Source organism: Mesorhizobium sp. C432A, from assembly GCF_030323145.1.
GTDB lineage: Bacteria > Pseudomonadota > Alphaproteobacteria > Rhizobiales > Rhizobiaceae > Mesorhizobium.
Genome location: NZ_CP100470.1, coordinates 4,075,718 through 4,097,650 on the forward strand (window position 1 = coordinate 4,075,718; position 21,933 = coordinate 4,097,650).

General features: G+C 60.3%; 21 protein-coding genes and 1 pseudogene. 6 read left to right on the top strand and 16 right to left on the bottom strand.

The annotated features are described in order from the left end of the window. Nucleotides 1–2: 2 nt before the first annotated feature. The 5 genes from NLY33_RS19725 to NLY33_RS19745 all read right to left on the bottom strand — a co-directional run bounded on the left by NLY33_RS19725 (nt 3) and on the right by NLY33_RS19745 (nt 6,058). Complete coding sequence (locus tag NLY33_RS19725; protein WP_023693472.1) at nt 3–1,007, bottom strand: ABC transporter permease; 1,005 nt, start codon at nt 1,005–1,007, stop codon at nt 3–5. Continuing rightward, nucleotides 1,004–2,548 (bottom strand): sugar ABC transporter ATP-binding protein, encoded by a 1,545-nt coding sequence (locus tag NLY33_RS19730; RefSeq protein ID WP_023707501.1) that lies wholly within the window; start codon nt 2,546–2,548, stop codon nt 1,004–1,006. The genes NLY33_RS19725 and NLY33_RS19730 overlap by 4 nt, the downstream gene beginning before the upstream one ends. 60 nt (nt 2,549–2,608) lie before the next feature. Beyond that, nucleotides 2,609–3,589, bottom strand: a complete 981-nt coding sequence (locus tag NLY33_RS19735; RefSeq protein ID WP_023706879.1) for an ABC transporter substrate-binding protein — start codon at nt 3,587–3,589, stop codon at nt 2,609–2,611. Between the two features lie 103 nt (nt 3,590–3,692). After that, nucleotides 3,693–5,312: a GMC family oxidoreductase gene (locus NLY33_RS19740; protein WP_023706880.1), complete on the bottom strand. Its 1,620-nt coding sequence runs from the start codon at nt 5,310–5,312 to the stop codon at nt 3,693–3,695. Further along, on the bottom strand, nt 5,309–6,058 hold the full coding sequence (locus NLY33_RS19745; protein ID WP_023707502.1) for an FCD domain-containing protein: 750 nt from the start codon (nt 6,056–6,058) through the stop codon (nt 5,309–5,311). The genes NLY33_RS19740 and NLY33_RS19745 overlap by 4 nt, the downstream gene beginning before the upstream one ends. A 188-nt stretch (nt 6,059–6,246) precedes the next feature. Here NLY33_RS19745 and NLY33_RS19750 point away from each other — a divergent pair, with 188 nt between their 5' ends. Further along, a complete protein-coding gene (locus NLY33_RS19750; protein ID WP_023709622.1) occupies nt 6,247–7,341 on the top strand; it encodes a mandelate racemase/muconate lactonizing enzyme family protein in 1,095 nt (364 codons plus the stop codon). A 292-nt stretch (nt 7,342–7,633) separates the two neighbouring features. After that, a complete protein-coding gene (locus NLY33_RS19755; RefSeq protein WP_198020325.1) occupies nt 7,634–8,191 on the top strand; it encodes a hypothetical protein in 558 nt (185 codons plus the stop codon). A 513-nt stretch (nt 8,192–8,704) separates the two neighbouring features. On the opposite strand, the gene NLY33_RS19760 is transcribed toward NLY33_RS19755, so the two are convergent. The 7 genes and pseudogenes from NLY33_RS19760 to NLY33_RS19795 form a co-directional block, all read right to left on the bottom strand. Further along, nucleotides 8,705–9,442 carry an SDR family oxidoreductase gene (locus NLY33_RS19760; protein WP_023706883.1) on the bottom strand — a complete coding sequence of 246 codons (738 nt, stop codon included), beginning with the start codon at nt 9,440–9,442 and terminating at the stop codon, nt 8,705–8,707. A gap of 70 nt (nt 9,443–9,512) precedes the next feature. Further along, nucleotides 9,513–10,010 (bottom strand): 2,4'-dihydroxyacetophenone dioxygenase family protein, encoded by a 498-nt coding sequence (locus NLY33_RS19765; RefSeq protein ID WP_023706884.1) that lies wholly within the window; start codon nt 10,008–10,010, stop codon nt 9,513–9,515. 205 nt (nt 10,011–10,215) lie between these two features. Continuing rightward, nucleotides 10,216–10,872: an NADH dehydrogenase ubiquinone Fe-S protein 4 gene (locus tag NLY33_RS19770; RefSeq protein ID WP_023750881.1), complete on the bottom strand. Its 657-nt coding sequence runs from the start codon at nt 10,870–10,872 to the stop codon at nt 10,216–10,218. 181 nt (nt 10,873–11,053) lie between these two features. Continuing rightward, on the bottom strand, nt 11,054–11,563 hold the full coding sequence (locus tag NLY33_RS19775) for an Hsp20/alpha crystallin family protein (protein ID WP_023706886.1): 510 nt from the start codon (nt 11,561–11,563) through the stop codon (nt 11,054–11,056). 74 nt (nt 11,564–11,637) lie between these two features. After that, nucleotides 11,638–12,113: pseudogene (locus NLY33_RS19780) on the bottom strand (Hsp20 family protein). Between the two features lie 1,565 nt (nt 12,114–13,678). Next, a complete protein-coding gene (locus tag NLY33_RS19790) occupies nt 13,679–13,882 on the bottom strand; it encodes a hypothetical protein (RefSeq protein WP_023706890.1) in 204 nt (67 codons plus the stop codon). 59 nt (nt 13,883–13,941) lie between these two features. Beyond that, a complete protein-coding gene (locus NLY33_RS19795; protein WP_023706891.1) occupies nt 13,942–14,283 on the bottom strand; it encodes a hypothetical protein in 342 nt (113 codons plus the stop codon). 86 nt (nt 14,284–14,369) lie between these two features. Here NLY33_RS19795 and NLY33_RS19800 point away from each other — a divergent pair, with 86 nt between their 5' ends. The 4 genes from NLY33_RS19800 to NLY33_RS29685 all read left to right on the top strand — a co-directional run bounded on the left by NLY33_RS19800 (nt 14,370) and on the right by NLY33_RS29685 (nt 17,988). Further along, nucleotides 14,370–14,567 carry a hypothetical protein gene (locus NLY33_RS19800; RefSeq protein ID WP_023707506.1) on the top strand — a complete coding sequence of 66 codons (198 nt, stop codon included), beginning with the start codon at nt 14,370–14,372 and terminating at the stop codon, nt 14,565–14,567. A 99-nt stretch (nt 14,568–14,666) separates the two neighbouring features. After that, on the top strand, nt 14,667–15,491 hold the full coding sequence (locus tag NLY33_RS19805) for a hypothetical protein (RefSeq protein ID WP_023707507.1): 825 nt from the start codon (nt 14,667–14,669) through the stop codon (nt 15,489–15,491). 1,647 nt (nt 15,492–17,138) lie between these two features. Further along, nucleotides 17,139–17,390 carry a DUF768 domain-containing protein gene (locus NLY33_RS19810; RefSeq protein ID WP_023707510.1) on the top strand — a complete coding sequence of 84 codons (252 nt, stop codon included), beginning with the start codon at nt 17,139–17,141 and terminating at the stop codon, nt 17,388–17,390. Between the two features lie 4 nt (nt 17,391–17,394). After that, complete coding sequence (locus NLY33_RS29685; protein WP_156932626.1) at nt 17,395–17,988, top strand: exopolysaccharide production repressor protein; 594 nt, start codon at nt 17,395–17,397, stop codon at nt 17,986–17,988. A 323-nt stretch (nt 17,989–18,311) separates the two neighbouring features. On the opposite strand, the gene NLY33_RS19815 is transcribed toward NLY33_RS29685, so the two are convergent. From NLY33_RS19815 to NLY33_RS19830, 4 genes are all read right to left on the bottom strand, one after another. Next, nucleotides 18,312–18,527, bottom strand: a complete 216-nt coding sequence (locus NLY33_RS19815; RefSeq protein WP_023707511.1) for a DUF1127 domain-containing protein — start codon at nt 18,525–18,527, stop codon at nt 18,312–18,314. A gap of 932 nt (nt 18,528–19,459) precedes the next feature. Continuing rightward, nucleotides 19,460–20,158, bottom strand: a complete 699-nt coding sequence (locus NLY33_RS19820) for an ABC transporter substrate-binding protein (RefSeq protein ID WP_023709424.1) — start codon at nt 20,156–20,158, stop codon at nt 19,460–19,462. Nucleotides 20,159–20,430: 272 nt separating this feature from the next. Further along, nucleotides 20,431–20,784 carry a Rieske (2Fe-2S) protein gene (locus tag NLY33_RS19825; protein ID WP_023673824.1) on the bottom strand — a complete coding sequence of 118 codons (354 nt, stop codon included), beginning with the start codon at nt 20,782–20,784 and terminating at the stop codon, nt 20,431–20,433. Between the two features lie 11 nt (nt 20,785–20,795). Beyond that, the gene (locus NLY33_RS19830) at nt 20,796–21,878 is read right to left on the bottom strand and encodes an amidohydrolase family protein (protein ID WP_031196825.1); all 1,083 of its coding nucleotides are present in this window, start codon (nt 21,876–21,878) and stop codon (nt 20,796–20,798) included. Nucleotides 21,879–21,933 lie beyond the last annotated feature (55 nt).

Genomic DNA, 21,933 nt, shown 5'->3' on the forward strand with positions numbered 1-21,933 from the left:
GATTACACCCGGTGTTGCTGCTGCAGCCAGACGGCGAATGCGATGATGCCGGCCTTGACGACGAGCGCAGCGGCGTCGGGTACGCCATTGGCGAGCAGCGTGTAGCGCACCAACTGGATGGTCAGTGCGCCCAGCAGGGTGCCGATGATTGTGGCCTTTCCGCCACTCAACAGCGTGCCGCCCACCGCGACCGCCGCGATGGCGTCGAGTTCCATGCCCAGCCCCACGAGATTGGCGTCGCTGGAGGAGTTGATCGCAATGACGACGAGACCGGCTAGCCCCGCGCACAGGCCGCTGATCGCATAGACAGCGAGCTTGATCCTCGATACGGCGATGCCGGCGAGTTCAGAGGCCTTTTCATTGCCGCCGACCGCCAGGATGCTTCGCCCGAACACCGTGCGGTGAAGGGCCCAAGCGGCCACCGCAACCAGCACGGCCATGATGATGACCTGCGCGGGAATGCCGAGCGGGCGGGCAAGTCCGATCCACTGGAATTGCGGCACGCGGAAGGTCTGCAGATTGCCGTTGGTCATGACCTGCGCGATCCCGCGCCCGGCGATGAACAGCACGAGCGTTGCAACAATAGGTTGGATGCGGAAACGCGAGACCAACCAGCCATTGAACAGCCCGAACAGGCCGGCGACGAGGATCGAGGCAATCATCGCGACGGCTACCGCCAGATAGATGTTTCCGACCGGGAAGATCGTGCCCATGAAGATCATCGGCGCCAATGCGCCGGAGATCGCCATCAGCGAACCAACCGACAGGTCGATGCCGCCGGTGGCGATCACCAGGGTCATCCCCACCGCGACGATCACAATCGTGCAGACCTGGGTTAGGTTGACGTTGAGTGTCTGCAGCGTCGCGAAATTGCGCGTATAGGCAAGGTTGAAGACCACCAGCAGCACAAGCGCGATCACCGTGCCGTAGCGCGCCAGGAAACCGAACACATCAAAGCGGCGGTTTCCAGCGTCGTTGGCTGCGGATGGTGTGGCCAGATCGCTCACGCTGCCTCCTTCGCCGCGCCGCCATGCGCCATCGCCGCGAGCACGTCCTCCTCGTCGGCTGCCTGGCCTTCCAGTTCGGCCACCCTCACTCCTTCGCGCAGCACGAATATGCGGTCGGCTCCTTCCATCACTTCCTCGAGTTCCGAGGAGATCATCAGCACGCCGAGCCCGTCATCGGCAAGCTTGCGGATGAGGCGCTGGATCTCGGCCTTGGCCCCGACATCGATGCCGCGCGTCGGCTCATCGAGAATGAGCAGCTTCGGGTTCATTGCCAGCCAGCGGGCAAGCAGCACCTTTTGCTGGTTGCCGCCCGACAACTCGCGGACCTTCTGGTTAGGCCCCGAGCATTTGATGTCGAGTTCACGAATGAAGCGCTCGACGATCTCCTTCTGCCGGGCCTCGTTCAGGATGCCATTGCGGCTGATTTTCGGCAGCAGTGCCAGTGTTATGTTCTCCGCGACGGTCATTTCCGGCACGATGCCCTCGGCCTTGCGGTCCTCAGTGCAGAAGCCCATCCCTGCGGCGATGGCATCAGCGGCACGTGCGGGATGGTAGGACGCGCCCTCCATCGTCATCTCGCCTGCGCTCCGGCGGTCGGCGCCGAATACGAGGCGGGCTGTTTCGGTGCGGCCGGCGCCGAGCAAGCCGGCAAAGCCGGCGATCTCGCCGCGGCGCAGGTCGAAGCTCACGTCACGCACCAACTGGCCGGCCGCCAGCCCTTGCGCGGTAAACAGCACATCACCGATCCTCGACCGATCGCGTTCGCCGAACGCGGTCGCATGGCCTTCGACGGCTGCGACGTCGCGGCCGAGCATGGCCGCGACCAGCTCCAGCTTGCCGATGTCGCTCATCGCCGCGCTTCGTACCGTGCGGCCGTCACGCATGATCGTGACCCGGTCGCAGACCTCGTACAACTCGTCGAGCTTGTGGCTGACGAACAGAACGGAGACGCCGTCGGCCTTGAGCTGACGGATAACGCTGAACAAGACCGAGACTTCACGCTCGTCCAGCGAGGAGGTCGGCTCATCCATGATCACGAGGCGGGCGGAAAAGCCGATGGCGCGGGCGATCGCCACCATCTGCTGCGTGGCGGTGTTGAAATCGCTGAGCGGGCGGCGCACGTCGATGCCGATCGAGAAGCGGCTGAGCAGGCGCTCGGCTTCCGCATGCATCGCGCTCCAGTCGAGCAGGCCGCGGCGGCGCTTCTCGCGTCCAAGGCAGATGTTCTCGGTCACCGAGCGCAGCGGTACGAGATTGATCTCCTGGTAGATGGTGCTGATGCCGCTGACCTGCGCCTGATGCGGAGACCCAACTTCGAACGGCTTCCGTTCGAACAGCACCTGCCCCGCATCCCGGCGGTAATAGCCGGTGAGCACCTTGATAAGTGTCGATTTGCCCGCACCGTTCTGGCCGATGAGTGCGTGGATCTCGCCCGGAAGAACCTGGAGCGAGGCATCGGCCAGGGCAGGGATGCCGGCAAAACGCTTCTGGATGTCACGCATGTCCAGGAGCAGCGCGGCTTGGTCCGGCTGAGCGGTCATCGTCAAACTCCCAAACCCTACCCGCCGAAGCGGGTAGGGCAACTGGAAAGAAAGTGGATATCAGAACGCAATATCGAAGTCTTTCTTCGCGTTCGTGGCGTCGAAGAAGGCATCCTCGTTCTTGATGAACGGCGGGATCTTCTTGCCGGCCGCATAGTCGGCCATCGTAGCGAAGGCCTTCGGCCCGAACAGCGGACTACAAGCGCAGATAGCGCCGATCTTGCCGTCAATGATCGCCTGGACGCCTTCCTTCTCGCCGTCGATCGACAAGATCAGCACATCCTTGCCCGGGGTCTTGCCGGCTGCTTCCAAAGCGGCGATGGCGCCCAGCGCCATCTCATCATTATGCGCGTAGATGATATCCGCATCAGGGTGCGCCTGAAGCAGCGTCTCGGCGACCTGCCGGCCCTTGTCGCGGGCGAAGTCGCCGGACTGCGACGCCAGGATGGTGAACTGCGAGTGCTTGGCGATGAAATCGTCGAAGCCTTTCTTGCGGTCGGTAGCGGCCGAGGCTCCGGTCGTGCCTTCCAGCTCGATGATCTTCGACTTGCCATTGGCGTTCTTGACCAGCCATTCGCCGACGCGGGTCGCCTCCTCGATGAAATCCGAACCGATGAAGCAGACATAATCCTCGCTCGGCTTGGCCATGGTGTGATCAACGTCGCGGTCGACCAGAAACACCGGTATGCCGGCATCGCGCGCGGCAAGAATGACCGGCACCAGGGGCTTGTCTTCGCGGGGCGGCAGGAAGATTGCGTCGACGCCCTGCGCGATCATCGAGTTCACGTCGGAGGCCTGCTTGGCCGACGAACCGGCGGCATCCGTGTAGACCAGCTGATGGCCAAGCTTGGCGGCTTCGTCCTGCATGCTCTTGGTCTCGGCAAGACGCCACGGATTGTTGCTTTCCGTCTGGGCGAAACCGACCTTGTACTTGTCCTTCTTGGCGAGCGGCGGGAGCGCCGCGAAGGCGCGTGAGCCGAGTGTCAGCGCGACCGCGCCGGCGGCGGAGCCAACCAGTAGTTTTCGACGGGTAATGATCATGCTCTTTCCTCCTTTATTGTCGCTTTCAGCGACTGTGTAATTTCCTCACGATATCGGCCCAGACGGCTTCGGCGATGACGCCGTCGGCAAGCTGGGTCAGGCGCTATGCCGCCTCCAAAATAAAGTCGGCGCAGCGGTCGCCCAGCATCATGGCGGGCGCCGCCGTATTGCCGGCATTGATGTTGGGGCAGGCCGACATGTCGGCAACCCGCAGATTGTCTATTCCGCGCACGCGCAGCGCCGCGTCCAGCACCGCCATCCGGTCGCTGTCCGAGCCCATCCGGCATGTCCCGGCCGGATGGTAGTTGGTCTTCACGAAGCGCTTGCAATGCTTTGTCATGGCTTCGTCGCTGAGATCATCCTGGCTTGGCACGGCAATGGCCTTGACCCGATCGGCGAGCGGCTTGGTCTGAAAAGCCTGCAGGAAATAACGCTGGCCGGAGATCATTTCCCTCATGTCGTCGGGATGTTTAAGGAGGTTCGGCGAAACGATCGGCATGTCCTTCGGATCCGCCGAACGCAGCCTCACGAAACCGCGCGACTTTGGCTTCACCACCACTGTCGTCACGGTAAGCCCATAGGTGTTCTCGACCAAGGTCAGGATATCGCGGTCCAGATAGACGTGCGGCACGCAGAAGGCCTGGATCGTCGGTTCGCCCTCGGGATCGGCCGGATTGACGAAGGCTCCGGCCTCCACCCCCGCTGACAGGATCGTGCCGGTGCCGAAGAGCTTGAAATGCAGGCCGTTCCTGATCATCCGCCAGCCTTGGCCCTGCCTGAAATAGCCGTATGGGCCGTTTGCGGTGGCGATGATCGGCACCTCTGGATGGTCGATCAGGTTTTCGCCGACCCCGGGCAGGTCGGCGACGCAGGAAATGCCGTGCCCGGCAAGCGCCTCGGCGGGGCCGATGCCGGACAGCATGAGCAGTTTCGGCGAGACGAGGGCACCGGACGAGACGATCACGTCGGCATCCGCATGGACGGTATGCTCGGCGCCCGACGCATCCGAGTAGATGACGCCGGTGACCCGACCTTTTTCGATCAGCAGCCGGCTGACTGTGCAATTGAGTTTCAGCGTCAGCTTGGGATCATTCGTCAGCGGCTCGATGAAGGCGTAGGCGGCGCTGCTCCGCTTTCCCCGCCGGTTCATGAACTGGTAGAAGCCGACCCCGCGCTGCGACGGTCCGTTGAAGTCATGGTTGTACGGCAATCCAAGGCCTTGGACGGCCTGGACGAACCAACGGGAAACATCATCGATGTGGCCTGGATCCGAGACCAGCAGCGGACCTTCGCTGCCATGCAGTTCGCCGCCGAGGCGGTTGTTTCCCTCCATGCCGGTGAAATGCGGCAGCACCGCCTGCCAGTTCCAGCGTACGCCGGCATTGTTGCCGCGCAGCAGCTCGTCCCATTCCTCATAATCGGCCGAGCGGCCTCGCATGTAGACCTGGGCGTTGACCGAGGTGCCGCCGCCCAGCACGTTGCCTTGCGAGATTTCATGGACGCGGCCGTCGAGATGGGCCTGCGGCTCGGTGCGGTGATAGCGCATGAATTTCGAGCCGTTGATCATCTTGAAGATGCCGGGCGGCATGTCGAGCAAGGGGTGATGATGGGAATGGCCGGCCTCCAGCAGCAGGGTTCGCCGTCCCGCTTTGACAAGCCTTGCCGCCGCGACGCAGCCGGCCGCTCCGCCGCCCACCACGATATGGTCGTAGGACTGCGTCATGCTTCCGGCGCCTCACGGCTTTCGAATGTTCCGCGGACATACTCCCAGGCCGCCGAGAGGTGGTTGAGTAGCGCCCGCTCGGCGCCGTCAGGATCTCGCTCAAGGATGGCCGTGCAGATTTCACGATGGCTGAGGAAATTCACGCGGTTGCGCTCGGGCGACCGTGGCATGCGCATCCAATGCGGCGACAGCCAGGCGGTAAATGCCTTGTGCACGACAGGCAGCACCGGGTTGCGCGCGATGTCATAGAGCGCTGCGTGGAACGCCACGTCCGTCGCATAGAATTTCTCGGAATCCGGGATGGCCGCCTCGTTCATCGCCAGCGCCGCCCTCAAGGCTGTGACGTCATCCTTGCGGGCATGGATGGCGGCGTTGCGCGCCAGCGACGCCTCGAGGAAGACGCGCATGTCGTAGAGGTTCTTCACGCCCGCCTGGTCGCTCAGCAGATGTCCTACGATGCCGTCGAGGGCGCCGAGCGCGGCATCCAGGCCAGGCCGGCGCGCCACGGGCCGGAACCGCGGACGCGCTTCCACCAGGCCGCGGCTGGCCAGGCGCGCAATCGCCTCACGCACAACGCCCCGGCCCACACCATACTCGATCATCAGTTCGCGCTCGGCCGGCAGGTAGCTGCCGTCGCCAAGCCTTCCGGACGTGATGTCGGCCTCTATGCCGGCCACCATCGCGTCGGCCGCGCGGGCGGCGAGAATAGCCGCGGGCATCTCAGGACGCTCTTCCGTATCCAGCAAGCCTTTTTCCTCCCAGATGGTCCTGTTATTAGAAGGTAAATCGGACCAAAGCACAAGCGGATTGATGCTTTTGTAGGACCAAAAATGACTGATTGGCTTCAGAATCGCTGAAAGATCAGCCACATTGTTGCCAGTCAGCGCTGCCGGTGCAATTATGGTCCGATGAAAAAACCTGAATGGAGCGCAGCATGAGCCGCACCGAAATCAAGGAAGTCGAGACCCGGCTGTTCCGGGTCCCACTGCGTGAGGTGATGACCGATGCCAAGCACGGCGCGCACACGCATTTCGAGCTGGTCACCGTCACGCTGAGGCTTGCCGACGGCGCCGAGGGCACAGGCTACACCTACACCGGCGGCAGGGGCGGCTATGCGATCAAGGCAATGATCGATCACGACCTCGCGCCGTTCCTCAAGGCACGCGACGCAACGCAAATCCACACGATCTACGACGGCATGCTCTGGCACATCCACTATGTCGGGCGCGGCGGCATAGCTTCTTTCGCGATCTCGGCGATCGACATCGCATTATGGGACCTCAAGGGCCGGCGTAGCGGCCTGCCGCTTTGGCAGATGGCGGGCGGGGCCGGGAAGAGCGCCAAGGCCTATCGCGGCGGCATCGACCTAAACTTCACCCTCGATCAGCTTTTGGCCAGCATCGATTCCTATCTCAATGCCGGCTTCACCGGGGTGAAGATCAAGGTCGGCAAGGACGACCTTGCCGAGGATGTGGCCCGGGTGAAGGCAGTTCGCGAGCGCATCGGCCCTCATGTCACCTTTATGGTTGACGCCAACTACGCGCTGGACGTCCCGCGAGCGATCGAGGCAGCGAGAGCATTCGCCGCCTACGATCTGCTGTGGTTCGAGGAGCCCATCATACCCGACGACTATGAGGGTTACGCCAGCATTGCCAAGGCGACCGGAATGCCCCTGGCAATGGGAGAAAACCTGCATGTCATCGAGGAGTTCGAGCATGCCTTCGCTTGGTCGGATCTCGCCTACATCCAACCCGACGCCTCCAACTGCGGCGGGGTCACGGGCTGGCTGCGCGTGGCAGCGCTCTCACGCAAGGCTGGCATTCCGGTCTGCAGTCACGGGATGCAGGAACTTCATGTCAGCCTCGTTGCAGGTCAGACAAATGCCGGCTGGGTGGAGGCGCATAGTTTTGATATTGACCATTATACCACTGAGCCGCTGAGGCTTCAGGATGGTTTGGCGATAGCACCCGACGAGCCTGGAGTGGGCGTTGTCTTCGACTGGCGGAAATTGGCGGATTTTCGCCAATAGCGCCCCCTGAACGGCGGCACGGCCGCTGCATTTTGTCCAGATCCTGCTTCCTCGTTCCGGCAACGCGGAGAGCGCTTCGCCGAGGAAGACTTCGACCGTCTGAAGAACGAACTCGCCGCCGCCGCTGCCAGCGGGCATACCCCTTATCGGATGCCACACTTACATTTGTAATTGCAGCGACGCTTCACCGGCTTTAACTCACGCGATCATAGCAGCGACACGACAAATGCAGGCGGCCGCCCGAAAACGGGCAGAAGCTGCAAGCATTGGGTGCGCCTGCAGGGAGGCGGCGATGATTGCAACGCGTACGGACACTGCGCATGCGGTTATGGAGGACTTCATTCTATCACGGCACCGCTCACCGGTCCGCGAAGTTGGATTTTACGAGGCTATGAGTCAAACCCGACAAGCGATCGCCGCATCGCGCGAGGTGCTGAGGCGCTTTCGCGAACGTCAGGGCGACGATACTCCTCGAGCAAAGAATACAGACCGTGGTCCTGTCGCCGTGTCAGCCTTCGATGCCGACATCATACGCGCTGCATGCCGAGATCTGATCGCGGAGATGAACGTGCCCGAGTGTCAATGGCGCGAGCTGGCGCGAAGTCTGGTGCGCGAATTCGTGGCCTGCGAGCAGACCGAAGCCGGTTTGGTGGATTGGATCGTCCGCCGGCCAGCGATGACGGAGACGGACGAGGCCGGCCGACCGGAGCCAGCCGGCGAGGCGGCGAATGAGCCAAGAGTCAGTCGACCGCAATCAACGCGAGCAAACAGGTCTCCCGGCGACTTGTTGCGCGGGAACTGCGGTGATCCGAGGATCGGAAACTTTGGCGAGCGGCTTGGACACATCTGATCCTGCTCGTCTCTAGCGTCGGGCTCGTGTTCGCATTTGAAGCATGTAGTGAGACTGGCCGATGGCGTGACCTTTCGTTGAGTGGAGACGAATGCGTCCAGCCCACTGTCCAAGGCACGGCGACGGCCATGTCGCGTTGCTCCCGGCCTTCGCACACAAGGAGCCCAAGCCGGATGCCAATCAGGCTGCATTAGGCCAATGGGAACAATTTGCACGGGCCGAGCTTGGGCTAGCGTCGTACAGAGGTGCAAGTATGCAAGATAATTTTGACCGAGCTTCATCCGTCGCCGAGGTTGCGGAATCATTCGTGAGATCCCGGAGGCCGTTCTCTGTCGTATCGACCCGGGATGCGGTCACGATTGTCAGGAAACAGGCAGCTTTTTGCGAGCATACGGATGGCGAGCTTGCGGAGTTGGTGGCGGCAATTGCGGTCAGGCATGGTCGATTGGTCGCGTTCGATCTTGATCTCGACGACACAGGGTTGGAGATCGGTCGCGCAGCATAGCCAACGCCTCACGCAATGAGATAGCCACCGTCAACCGGCAGAATTGCCCCAGTGATGAAGCCCGCGAGCGGCGAACACAAGAACAAGGCGGGGCCGGTCAGGTCGCCCGGCGTACCCCAGCGACCCATCGGAGTGCGTTTCATCAATTCCGCGTTGCGAGCTGGATCGGCCCGTGGCGCGGCGGTCATGGCGGTCTCGATCCAGCCAGGCGCCAATGCGTTTACGCGAATGCCATCCCCGGCATAGGCGATGGCGAGCGACTTGGTAAGTTGCACGATGGCGCCCTTGGATGCGGCGTAAGCCGGCGCATGAGCTGCGCCGAAAAACGCGAACATCGAGGCGATGTTGACGATGGCGCCCCCGTTCGAGAGTGCCCCTCGGAACGCGCTCGCACTCCGCATGGAGCCGGTGAGATTGATATCGACCACCGTTTCGAAACCCTGGACAGTGAATTCGGCGGCGCGCAGGTTTACCCCTGCGCAATTTACGAGCGCTGCAACGGATGTGAACTGACTGGAATATCCTTCGACCGCAGTCATGTCCCGGACGTCGAGTACTGAATACGAGACGGCGGTGCCGTATGCACGAGCGGCCGCCACCTCGGCGGCCGTGGCCCCCGTCGCGTGGACGATTGCCCCGGCCCCGGCGAACGCCATGGCGATGCCGTTTCCGATGCCTGTCGTGCCTCCGGTAATGACGACGATCTTGCCCGCGAAGAAGGGCATGGCCCATATGGAATCGGTCACCAAAATCTCCTCGTTTCGCCTCTGTGGCGGAGCGCGAACTCATCGCAGCGGAAGACAAACGGGCGGATGTCTACCGTACGAATTGATCGACGAAATCGTCACCGAGACCCACGCTCGCATAGTGATTTCTGCACATGTCGATCTTGGTGAAAACGTCCTCGAAACCAATCTGCTTGTTATCCTTGTCCAGGTAAACCATGCAGCCGGAGATGTTGAAGAAGGTGATCATCTCGGGCACGTCGCTTGGAACCGTGAGCGTGTGGATTTCACCGGGCGGCTCGAAAACGTAAGATCCGGTCTCTGCCATCCAGTCGTGTTCAAGATAGTGCCAACGCCCCTTGATCACATAGCCATGCACGGGGGCCGGATGCAGATGACGGCTTAATATCCCGGCCCGGCGTACGCGGAGCAGATTGCACCACTGCCCTTGCATTGTGTTGAGCATAAGTGGTCGGAACCACACGCCCTCCGCCTGTGGGACCCAGACACGCTCGTCTTCGGGGACGGCAGCGATCGCGATCTCTTTCGGTGCCAGGGGATGGGCGGAGCCGTTGAAGGATTGATACATAGGAACCTCTGTCGCCAATTCATTGGAACGTCCATATCGGCGCGATCCTAACAACTGGGCCGAGTTCTGCCGAGGCGCAATCGGGCGCCCACCCATTGGGAATGTTGTAGGCGCGCACCCGCCCGCTGCCGCGACCGCAAGCGGGAAGGGGTTCGGAACGGTCCGTTGGGCGTCGAAGACGATCAGTGGGTTCATTCTTGCCTCATCATGCGGCTATCCGGGAGTGCACCGGGCTGGTACTGGTCTGGAAGCCCCGGTTTCGGGCTTCCAAGGCCAGCAAAGCGAGTTGGACCTCGTCCAATCGCGACGGGCGTGCATTTTCCGGCATGCCTTCGGCGGTGGCCATGTCGATCAGATACTCGTTCCAGGCCCAGTTCTTGAGCACGGCGCGTTTCTCGTCGGGTGCTAGCACTGGGTCATCCACAACCTCCATCGGAGAGGCGTAGAATGTCTCGGGCTCCGAAAGCGCCGTCTGTATGTGCGCTGCCTGTGCACCGGCGCCATAGCCGTGGCTTGCCTGGAGCCAAGCCAACTGCAGCCGCTGCCAAACCAGGTCGGAAAAGGCCTGTTTCTCCTCCGATGCATGCTGGCGCGTGACCTTGGCCTGGGAAGCAGGAGGTGCAGCCTGCACGACATAGTTGAGGCCTTGACGCTCGGCATAACGGATCGCCGCTTCCAGCGTCGGAAAGTTCAGTTCAACCTGGGTCAGGGTGTCCCGGCCACCGGTATAGCCCATCAGCGGCTCGATGAACGGGGCTGTGCGGCGTTCGAAGACCAATCGCCAGGCCTTGCGGGGCTTTGCCGAGGTCATGGCCGGGCGGCATGGCTGGTAGATCCGCGCCGTTGCGCCGTCCGGAAACACTGACCGTCCCATTGACAAAGCCGGCCCGTCTAGACGAGGCCGATTGTCATTGTCCGGCCGGACGGACGTCTTGGTTAGGTTTCTGTTGTCGCTGCTTTGAACTGTCTCCATTGCCTGTCCCTCCCGTTATGAAGGGTCGCACGGGCAGCGGCCGTAAGGGCCGCCACCCATACTGCATCCGTCAGTTCTTCCCGTTGATTGCGATCCGCTTGGCCTTCGCCTGCGCCCGCTCGGTCTTGGGCAACGTCACGGTCAGCACCCCGTTCTTGAAGGCGGCGTTGACCTTGTCTTCTTCAACCTCGTAGCCGAGCGGAATGAGGCGCTCGAAGCGACCGTAGAAGCGCTCGGAGAACTGCCGGTCCTTGTCCTCGGTCTCGGAACGCTTCTCGCCTTTAAGCTTGATCGCCCCATTTTCCAGCAGGACTTCTATGTCGCTCTCGTCCAGGCCAGGTATTTCCGCCGTGACGCGGACTTCCTTGTCCGTGTCGGAGATTTCGACACTCGGCCAACTGGCGGCGAAAGAGGGACCGAAGGCCGGCAGTCTGGCGCCAAAGCTGCGGAAGGCGTCATCGAACAGCCGGTTTACCTCCCGGTGGAGGGAGACGAAGGGGTCTCGATCTCCGTCGGGGAAGAGACTGGGCGCCGAGTTTCCGTTGCCCCGGCCCCATGGGATCAAGTCACGTACGCTCATTGTCTTTCTCCTTTTGTAGGTCTCTGAGTCGGGCGGGACGCCCGGCTCAAGCGAAAGCCTTCATGGTGGATTGCTCAGGCGGCCAGCTTGTCGGTCTCGACCTTGGGCGCCTCGATCTTCGGCATGGGAGCCCCGCTGGAGATTTCGATCTTGCGCGGTTTCATCTCCTGGGGAACCTCGCGCTTGAGATCGATGCTCAGCAGCCCGTTCTCAAGGCTGGCGCCCTCGACTTTGACATGATCGGCCAGTTCGAACCGACGCTCGAAAGCGCGCCCGTTGATGCCGCGGTACAGATACCGGCCGTTCTCATCGCCGGATTGCGACCCGCTCACAACCAGCATGTTGGGCTGGTGGGTGACGGTCAGCTGGTCCTGCGAGAAACCGGCGACCGCCATCGTGATGCGATACTGATCATCATCAACTTGGCGATATCGCAGGGCGGCCAGTTGTCGAACGAGGCCACACGGCTCGCACTTTCAAGCATGTCGACCATGCGGTCGAAGCCGATGCTGGACCGGTATAGAGGGGTAAAATCGAGGTTTGTCTTCATAGCCACATCCTCCTTGAGCAACATGGACAACAGAAGGCGCCAAGAGCCTTGCCGCCTCCTGGTGTTGCCGGCCCCATTGGGCGGCCGGCGACCATCATTTAGAATCGCGACGTGCACCTTCAAGAGGAAGAATAGGAAAATTTTCATCGGCAACCTGGGCGAACGCACCGATGCCACACCCCTCCCGCCGGCGGGGTCACTCGCCGACGGGTCCATGGTGCAAGAACAACTACGTCGCCCTTAAATCCGATCGACGAATGGTACGAACGCGGCCACTGCCGCGCTGTCACTGCAGTCAGGACCGGCACGCTCATCCGATTGATCCAACTGTTGCAACGCATCCATGATCGTGTCGAAGCTGACCGGTTCACCCGCTCCCGGCAGCATGCGAAGCGCTGGCACGGATTCTACGGCGCAGGCATCCGACGCCCATGACGAAAGAATGGCGCGCTACTCCTGAACAGCCAGGGCAACGTCGGCCAAAACGTCGTGGGGATGTTTGAAATGCCGCGCCGGATGCAGCAAGCGGTCCAGAAAACGTCGGGGGCCACGGGTTCAATCGATGCAAAATAGGTCGAAATGGGTCCTTCCATGGATGGTCCTCCGCTTCAGACAATCTCATGCGAGTTTGGCGGCTCTCGCCAGCGGCTGTCGCGATCACGACCAGGCAGATCATCCAGGAACGACGCTCAACGACTTTCCCTAGGTGATGTCGATACCGAGACTCATCGTCCGGCACCCTGGGCGGCTCGATCACGACCGAAGCGAACGAGCCGTTCGCGATCGAGGGTGGCGATGCTGCACTTCCCCAGATGTTCGGAGCATAGCGAGGGCTGCGGCCTTGGAGCGGCGAGGGGACTTGCCTACATCGCACATGTCGTCGATATGGAGGTCGATGAGTTCGCCGAAGGCTTCAGGCGCGCTAACAGGGCTTTGTCGGCGTCTCACTGCGATCGACTTGGTGTCGGTGCCCCGGCGCCGCGCATCCTCGCGTTGCAGGAAGGTCTCGCTGACGCAGCGTGTGCGGCAGGTTCTAAGGTTCTGATGTTAAACAGATGCTGAAAAATCAAATCAAATGTTTATGAGGGTTCGTGTGCAAATACTGCACACGCAAGTTCCGCTTCTCTTCTTTTTTCGTTCCTACGAGGGAGCTGCCGAAAGGCCTTTTCGGACCCTCTTTTGCCGACGATACTATCCGCTCCAATGCGAATGCTCACCAGGATGTCCGTGAACCTGATTGTTGTCTGCGGCGTCCAGTTTGCTGGGGTTCCTGGAAGCTTTTCGAACTTTCTGCGTCGCGGGTCAGCCCGAATTGCGCTTGCTTATGGACTCGTTAAGCCTGTGGTCGGGAGGCTCGGACCGCACCGGCCCACGATATCGCGTCGGCGGCGCCGCACCTATTAGAGCGCTTATGGCTGGCTGCTGCTCAACAGGGCGAACGTCTACGACGCCCGCCTTCCGCATGAGCCAGGCAGGACACAGTTCCTTCAGTACCGATTTGAGATAGTCGACCATGCAAAGGCAACGCGCGTTGCCGCCTGCCGGTTCCGCCGCCGACTTGGCGCTCACATACCGAGCGTTTGAGTGCTTCCGACAGGTCGAGCCGCCTCAGCGAACAACTCAGCCGCTGCTTGCACCTTATCGGCAGCCTCTTCGACCCGATCGAAGCGCGTCAACACACGACATTGGAGCATCGACAACCGCGCCGCATGGTAAAGCTCGCTGCGCTTGTGACCGTCCAAGTCCAAGGATTGAAACAGCATCGTCATGGCGAAACCCCTCCCTCCGGTGCCCGGCTCTCGTCGAAGGCCGGGCGGTTAGACTGCGATCAATAGTCGGTGTCATAATCGCTGTTGTCGTCCTGCTGAATGACGACGTGACGGCGGTGATGCATCGGACGGTTGATCGATCCGGTGACCACAAAGTCGCTGGACCGGTGATGATGCCGGCGCCAGGCGCGCTCGCCATTGTCGTAAAACGCCTGCTCGCCATGATGGCGGCGATGGAGACGGTGTCCGTTCCGATAGATGACCACACGGTCGTTATTGTTGTCGTCCCAATAATGGCGGTGGTGATGTCGCTGGGTCTGGACGACGATGCCTTCTTCTGCGGACGCGACCGCAGGCGCAGCCAAGCAAAGCGCCAATGCGCCAAGGATGATGGTCTTCATTTCGAGTTCTCCAAAAACCTAAAACGCCCTTCGGTAAGGAAACTTTGCTCAACGACTTTGGTTCCGGCATCGGTCGAGACGTGCCCATGAGCACCGTGCGCAAACTCGCAGCGATCAGACGCCAACTCGCGCAAATAGCGGCGCTCGTCGCTGAGATCGAAACGGAGTTCGAGGATCGGAGTTCTGGAGATTGGGTCGAGACGGCGGTTGCCGCCGAGGCTCTCGGCCAGAAGATCGGAAAGGTTTCGGCCGGCGCGTCGGCGGCAGATGGAAAGCCGAGGTAGCGGCTATGCGGGAATATTTTCGGCAAACGTGACATACGCGACGGGACGCATCGCGTTTGCGATGGACATAATGGCAATGAACATCGCTGCCAAGACATCTTGCTCTTCGAAAACGGCCAGCGCCGCTTACTTCAGATCAGCACTGAAGCTCCCGAGACCGACCTCGGAATTCGTCGCGGCGGAAAATGCCTACCGCAAAGAGCCGACGCTCGGCGGAGTCTGAGCGGCAGGCTCGAAGCACTGAAGATCGAAGCCAACATCGACAACCCTTCCAGGGCGAAGATTCCGACGCCCGGCACCGATTCCTTCAAGGACCAGACCGGCGGCGGCCGGTACTTCGAGAAGATTGGGGTCACCAGTGCGCAGCCGGCCGTTACAACTGCAGGTCCAAACAGCCGGACATGCGCCGATTTCAACGGCATCACCAGCCAACTGATAGGCGCGAGCATCTCCAATTTCGTGGGGCTGTCGTCCGGCTTTGTGATCTGCTCGGGCTACATCGATGCCATCGACACCAACAACACTGGCGCAGGCAACGCCGCTAACAATGATTTCCTGTGGAGTGACGACGCTGGTTATTGCAAATGGCACTTCTATCCGGGGGCCGATTGTCCAAGGATCGAATTTCGTGTCGTACCCTTGGCAGGTTCCCAGTACTGCCATTTCGACCGGCGTGCCTGTGGTGACGACATGGCGCCACGAAGGCGGGAGCCTCTATTCTCAGTCAATGGCGGCATCGAGGCGTCCGTGGCGTCGGGTAATACCATCAACGATTTGACGACGCGCAAGATGTGCCTCCGCAAATCGGTTGGCGGCTATCTCGACCGCAAGATTTTTGAGGTTGCAACGTTCTCGACGGCACCGAGCGCACCCGAGAGGGCCACCGTCATTGCCGATTTCATGGCCCACATCGGTGCAGTCTGATGGTTGCGGCAACCTTCTGCCCATGATGTGCAACCAACCGCGATGCGCTAGTTTATGAGTTTGAAGCCTGCGACTAGACCCAGCTGCGTTTAATCTGGGCAGTGTACAGCCCTTTGTTTGCCACGTTGTCCCAGATGTAGAACACTGCGACAGCGGCAAGGATCAACAGAAATATTCGCATGATCTGCGCCTCGGTAACGTGGTTTGCCCACGGCGCCTTAGGCGAGTTGAAGGTTTCGGCCCGAGCCCGCGCGCATCCTCAACACCAGCAGGCGCGTCGCTGCGAATGGCGTCAAAACAATAAGCGCCATCGTGGTGTTGACTAAGAGCGACAGCAAACAGATCGAGCTTTGGGCGTAGCAAACGGATTCCATGACGTTCCCCTTTTCCACCGTTACTGGTGGCCTCCGTTCGGCAAGAATGATCCTGGTTCACGAGAAATACAAGCAGTTGCTAATACGTTGATATTTCCCCTGGGTTGGGGCAACGATGCGAAATCGACGCCGGTCAGTTGTTTGGATAGCGATTGCCCTTGTCCTGGCGGCGTTGGCGATCACGGCGGCGATCATTGGCTTTCAGAATGTACGGCGCGCGTCACCGATCATGGTCTCGGCTGTCTCGTCCTTTAATAGTGGCGGGCTCGTCCCTGGCCCCACGGCTAAGGCGCCCTCGAAAAACCTTGGTGCTGTTGCTGCCGGTCGGGATATCTGGCTCGAAGTCTCATGGAAATTTTTCGGGGAGTTGCGGACGCTGGATACCGTCACTGTCGGTGACGTTCCGGCAAGGCGCCTGGTGCGCAGTCATGATGTGCCCTCAAGCGCCAATTCCGAGATCTGGTTCATATCAGCCGGCAGCGGCGACATATTGTGCCTTCCATGAGGAACTCGAGGAGCGCCGACACCAGCCACTCGGCGCTGTCCCTGTCCAGGGTCCCGCGAGACTCGGCCGGGCTCGCATCACCTCGCCGGTCGGTGCGAGCCCACAATCGCGGCCATCTGGTCCGCTGCTTGAGCTTGGGCTTCATCAGAATGAAGGGCGACATGGTTCATCCGAATGTAGAAATTTGCGCTGGGGGGAGGTGAGAATGAGGCTACCAGGAAATGTGTTGGCTGGGAGAACGCCGAGGTGCAGTGCGGTCCGCGAAAGCGATCAATGAGGTTGAATGCACAGAACGTGCCGCCAAGACAGCCAGGTTGAAATCGCTACGCTTGGCTCAGATCTTGCCAGAGGCCGACCCGCACTTTTCGTTCAACGAGGAACTCGACTGCTCGGTACTTGTCGCGGTGCTGGCTCGGGAACCGCATGACTATCCAAAGCGGCCCGAATCCCATTCTTTCCGGCGGCTGCCCCTGCGACGAGGCCTTTGATCTCCTCAAGCAGCGCCGTTAGGCTTTGTCAACAATCGGCTTTTTTCGCCGTGGCGAACCCGCACGTGCTCGGCGTCGACAGTCACCAGTGGCCGGAGGCTGACGGTTACCTTGTCGCCGTCGATGCGCGTGACCGGGCCGACTGAAGCCGATCACGGCCTTCGAAGTCGAATCGACAACCGAATGCGGGAAGCCATAGGAGGGAATCGTCACGCTCATGCGATCGGGTGTCACCCGGCCCGGGGCGGGTGCGGTGTCAAGGATGAGAGGTTGCTAATAAATGAGCGTCCGTGGCCTGAAGTTTCTCGACAAGTGGGTAGCCAAACAACTGCCCATTGTGGCGCAGGGAGACCGCATCTCGGTTGGCGACTTGAAAGACCAGTTGATGACAGCTGCCGAGAAGGCCGGCATTCCTGCCGACCAGATCAACGGCGAGCTTGAAAGCGTCTTCTATGGATGGATAGCGCTAGCTGATGCGACATCATGCTACAGCGATATTTTAGAATCAGCTAATTGCGCAATCGCTAATTGATGAAATGCGTGAGGAATGTATTTTCCACAGGGCGATCTGGACCTACATCGAAGCCGGTTCAATTTGGACGGCGCTCGGCTGTGCGGTCCTTGCGCTGATCGTTCTGCAAGTAGGGTACGCCGGGCCGGTCGTTTGCTTGATATACTGGCGATCTCGGAAGCGGCTGACTCGACTAGTCGAATTTCGGTCGCGGCTCAAGAGAACGTCGACGGCATCTGATACCCCGCGACCGTCTCGGCACGGTCACAACCTCTTTCTCACTGGCCTTTGCAAGCCGAACGCCGGCCTTCCGGACCTTTGCCGTCACAACAACTGCCTCGCCTTTGTTCTGTTCGGCAGAGCGAACCGCGAACCATTCGGCGATGTCGCGGTCTATAAACAAATACCCCACGCTGCCCCAGCCGCAATCAAGCCGCGAGCCAAACGGGGCAATCTCAATGTTGAAGAATATCGCCGCTTCGGCGGATGGCGAAGCTTTGCCTACAAAAGTGGTCTCAATGCTGTGGCCTTAGGCAGCAGTTTTGCCTCGCAGTGCCGCCAGCAAGTGGGCCTACAACGTGTTTGCGGTGACAGACACCTACCCCGAGCTTCGGGCTGAAAGCCTTATCATTGATCCAGACGCGGAACTGGAGGACGGGTGCGTTGTGGTCGCTGTGTTTGGAGGCGGTCATCCGCAAACCGTGAGGTGGCGCAACAATCACGGGCGAGGCTATGGGGGCCGCTTTGCCGCCAAGGGAAGTCTGGAGGAGACGTTCCTCTCGATTCCATGGTGTGCGGACGAGGGCCATCTTCTTGCATTCGCATCCTCGGCCGGGTGTTCGGCGACCGGCGGCGCTTCCCGCGCTACAGAACCTGGAACGATCCAGTTTAATTCTCGAATAATTTGGCTCGCTGACTCACGGTGGTGGGCTTTTTTGTTGCTCAGCCCCAACGTCTCGACGCCGGGCTGCGGAACGCAAACATCGTGATGTCGTCGCGGGAAATCCCGATGTCGCTGAGCATGTCGTCTGGTGACTGGCTCAACTCGTCCGTTGCCTTCAACAGCGCCTTCTGCTCGGCTCGATGACGGACCCAATCGGCAAGGGGACCAACTGCGACAAGAGGAAGATTCACAAGCATAGGAAGGTTCACAAGCATCGGACCACTCCCTTTACCGCTGCAGGAAACTGCACGTAGCCTACGCCAATACGTAGATGCGTCTGTGACAAACCTCACAGATCGATCCGAACGGGCAAAAACTGCCCGGATGCCTGACGGTGGCGGGCTTCTTATATATTAGCAATGCATAAAATTCGAGAAGGTCCATGGCATGGTTGTTAGCAAACTCGCTGCTATCGTGCGATGCAGGGCTCGGTGGATGGTGTGCTGGAATGCGCGGGGCTGGATGGATCAAGGGTCTGATGGAAGCTGACGCTCGCGATCTGCGGAGCGAGATCAGTCGGCTCCAAATAGACTTGATCGCTGCCGCCAACTCTCAGGGTAAATCCAGGCTGCATGACGTCGCGCACACACTGCGATGCCACAAGGCGCGGCTGGAACGTCTGGAGGAGTGCCTCGCTTCAATGACGTCGAATGTCCGGCCAGAGACATCCGCAACCCCGCCCCATGAAGGCCCGCCGTAAAAGGCAGCTCATCATTTCCGGAAGAGAACTCGCTGCCTCACAGTGGCGGGCTTTTTATTGCTCAGCCCCTACGTCTCGACGCCGGGCTGCGGAACGCAAACGCCGTGATGTAGTCACGGGAAATCCCGATGTAGCTGAGCACGTCGGTCTGGTGACTCGCTCAACTCGTCCGTTGCCTTCAACAGCCCCTTCTGCTCGGCTCGATGACGGCCCCGATCGGCAAGGGAGCAACGGCGACAAGAGGAAAATTCACAAGCATAGGAAGGTTACAAGCATCGGGACCACTCCCTTACCCGTGCAGGAAACTGCACGTAGCCTACGCCAATACGTCGATGCGTCTGTGACAAACCTCACAGATCGATCTGAACGGGCAAAAACTGCCCGGACGCCTGGCGGCGGGGGCTTTTCTATTTTGCCATCGGATCACCGAGCGCAAGCCAAGTGACTTCACCGGTGGTTGTACGCACCAAGTACCACGTCTGAGCGGTCTGTCGGTCGAGCAAGATGGTCCACCTCGCCCGTCGACAAGGCCGCCATGCGAGCGGCACGATCTGTGATAAAGATGAATTCCACCTCGTTGAGATAGGGCTTGCCGGTTTTGAAGTAGTTTGGATTGCGCTTGAGTTTCGCCGAAACGCCTGGCTGGAAATTCTCAAGGACGAAAGCGCCGGTGCGAACCCCTGAAGCCCAGTCCGCCTTGCCGTCCTTGGCTGGCATGATGACCAGATGGTAGTCACTCATGATGTAAGGGAAATCGGCGTTGCCGCTCTTGCGCGTGAAGACCACCGTTTCCGGGCCGTCCGCCTTGATCCTGGCGACGGACTCCAACAGCGACTTCGCCGCCGATTTTGTGTCCTTGCCCAAGTCTTGCAATGACGTCACGACGTCACCCGCCGTCACAGTCTTGCCGTTGTGGAAGGTTGCGCCTTTGCGCAGCTTAAAGGCCCAGGTCTTGGCCCCGTCCGAAGATTCGAAGCTCTCGGCGAGTTCCGGTTGGACATTGCCTTTGGCGTCGACCTCAGTGAGGCTGTTGGATAGCGAGCCCGAAAACGCGGTTTGTGTGAACGTGTCGGGGTAGCCGGCCGGATCGATTGACTCCGTCGTCGCGCCGTGGGCCATGCCGAGCTTGGCGAAGCCGCCCTGCATCGGTTCGGCACGCGCCCTGGCGAGAAGAGCGTGTCGGCGGCGGCGACCGTCAGGCCTGCGGCTATTCCAAGATGAATGAAGTCGCGGCGGGAAACTTTGCCGCCACCGACCAGGCTTTGCGCGATACCAAGCTTGTATTCAGATTCTGAGATTTGACTCTCCCATTGCGGAGTTCTCCGCGTTATTTTTTTCAAGCACCGCGAACAAATCTGCTAGTTGGCTGCGGCCATCTTTCTTCCAATTTTTCCAATCCCAATCGGCTTTTGGGCCAATCAGGCCGTCACATAGATGCTGCCGGCTTCGACGGTGACTGGAAATGTGCGAGCGCGAATGGATGGATCGACCAAGGCTTCACCTGACTTGATGTCGAATTCCCAGCCATGCCAGGCGCATCGGACGATCTCGTTTTCGCGATGATAGATGAATTGCGCTTGTTCAACGGGCGCGGTTGTCCCGCATTGCGGTCCTTCGCAAAGTGGAGCGCCGCGGTGCGGACAGACATTCAGCAGCGCGTGGAATGAATCTCCGATGCGGAAAATCCCGACCGAAAGGCTTCGGATCTTGGCGATAAACGGAGATCCTGTTTCGATCTCGTCGACGCGGCAGATATATGTTTTCTCGGGCATCGTATGCTTCCTCAGGCGGCATTCGCGGCTTGCGCACGGGGGATGCGTGCGTAGACTTCCAGCGCGTTCAGTCCCATGATCTTGCTTTTCCACGCAGGAGGGATTTGCAGCGTGTTGGCATCGTCGTAATCCCAGTGCGGATAGTCCGACGCAAACATCAGCGTGTTTTCCCCGTCCATCGCTTCGAGCGTGGACCAGAGATGTTGGACATTTGCAGGCTGCTCCAGCGGCTGCGTGGAAAAGCGAATGTTGCGCCGGCAATATTCCGAGGGCAGCATCTTCAGCCATGGCGTCTCTTTGCGCAGCGCTTTGTAGTCGGCATCCAGGCGCCACAGGACCGACGGAACCCAGGCGACACCGCACTCGATGATCACGAAGTAGAGGTCCGGCCACTTCTCGAAGACGCCATGGGCGATCATGCTTGCCACGTGCGACATCGCCGACATATGCAAAATGGCATGCGTTTCCCAGAAGAATGTCGTGGGCGCAGGCGCAATGGCAATTGAATTCACGCCGCCATGCCCGCCCAGATGTATGGCGAATGGCAACCCTACTTCAGCGCAAGCTTCGTAGATCGGATGGTAGAACGGGTCTCCATACGGCTTGACGGACCCTTGGGAAGCGAGAACCTGGACCATGCGCGGATGACTGCCCAGACGGCGTATCTCGGCGGCAGCGAGCTTCGGATCCTGTGGTGCGATGATGATCGAACCCATGAAACGATCGTCTTTCGGCAACCATTGATCGATCTGATAATCATTGTAGGCGCTGACCAAAGCGCTGGCATAGTAAGGATTGGCGAGGGTCGACGCCTCGATAGGCTCATCGCCGGTGAGGATCGCCACGTCGACTTTGTACTTGTCGAGGTGCTTCTCTTTCATGATGAGATAGTTGTCGGCTTCCGTCTTCGGACGGACGTCCTTGCGGGAGAAGTCCTGCGGATGAAACCAGGGGCGATGGCCATGCGGAAATGCGCCAACGGGACCTGTTTTCTCGCCCTCGGTGAACATGTCTTTCCACAAGCCGGAAAGGTATGGCGTCAACACAGTGGCGCTTGACCAGTAATTGTGACAGTCGCAATCAACTATGAACACTTTGTTCCGCTCCGTGGCCCGTCCCGGCGGTGCGCCGGCCGATCATCTGGTGCAG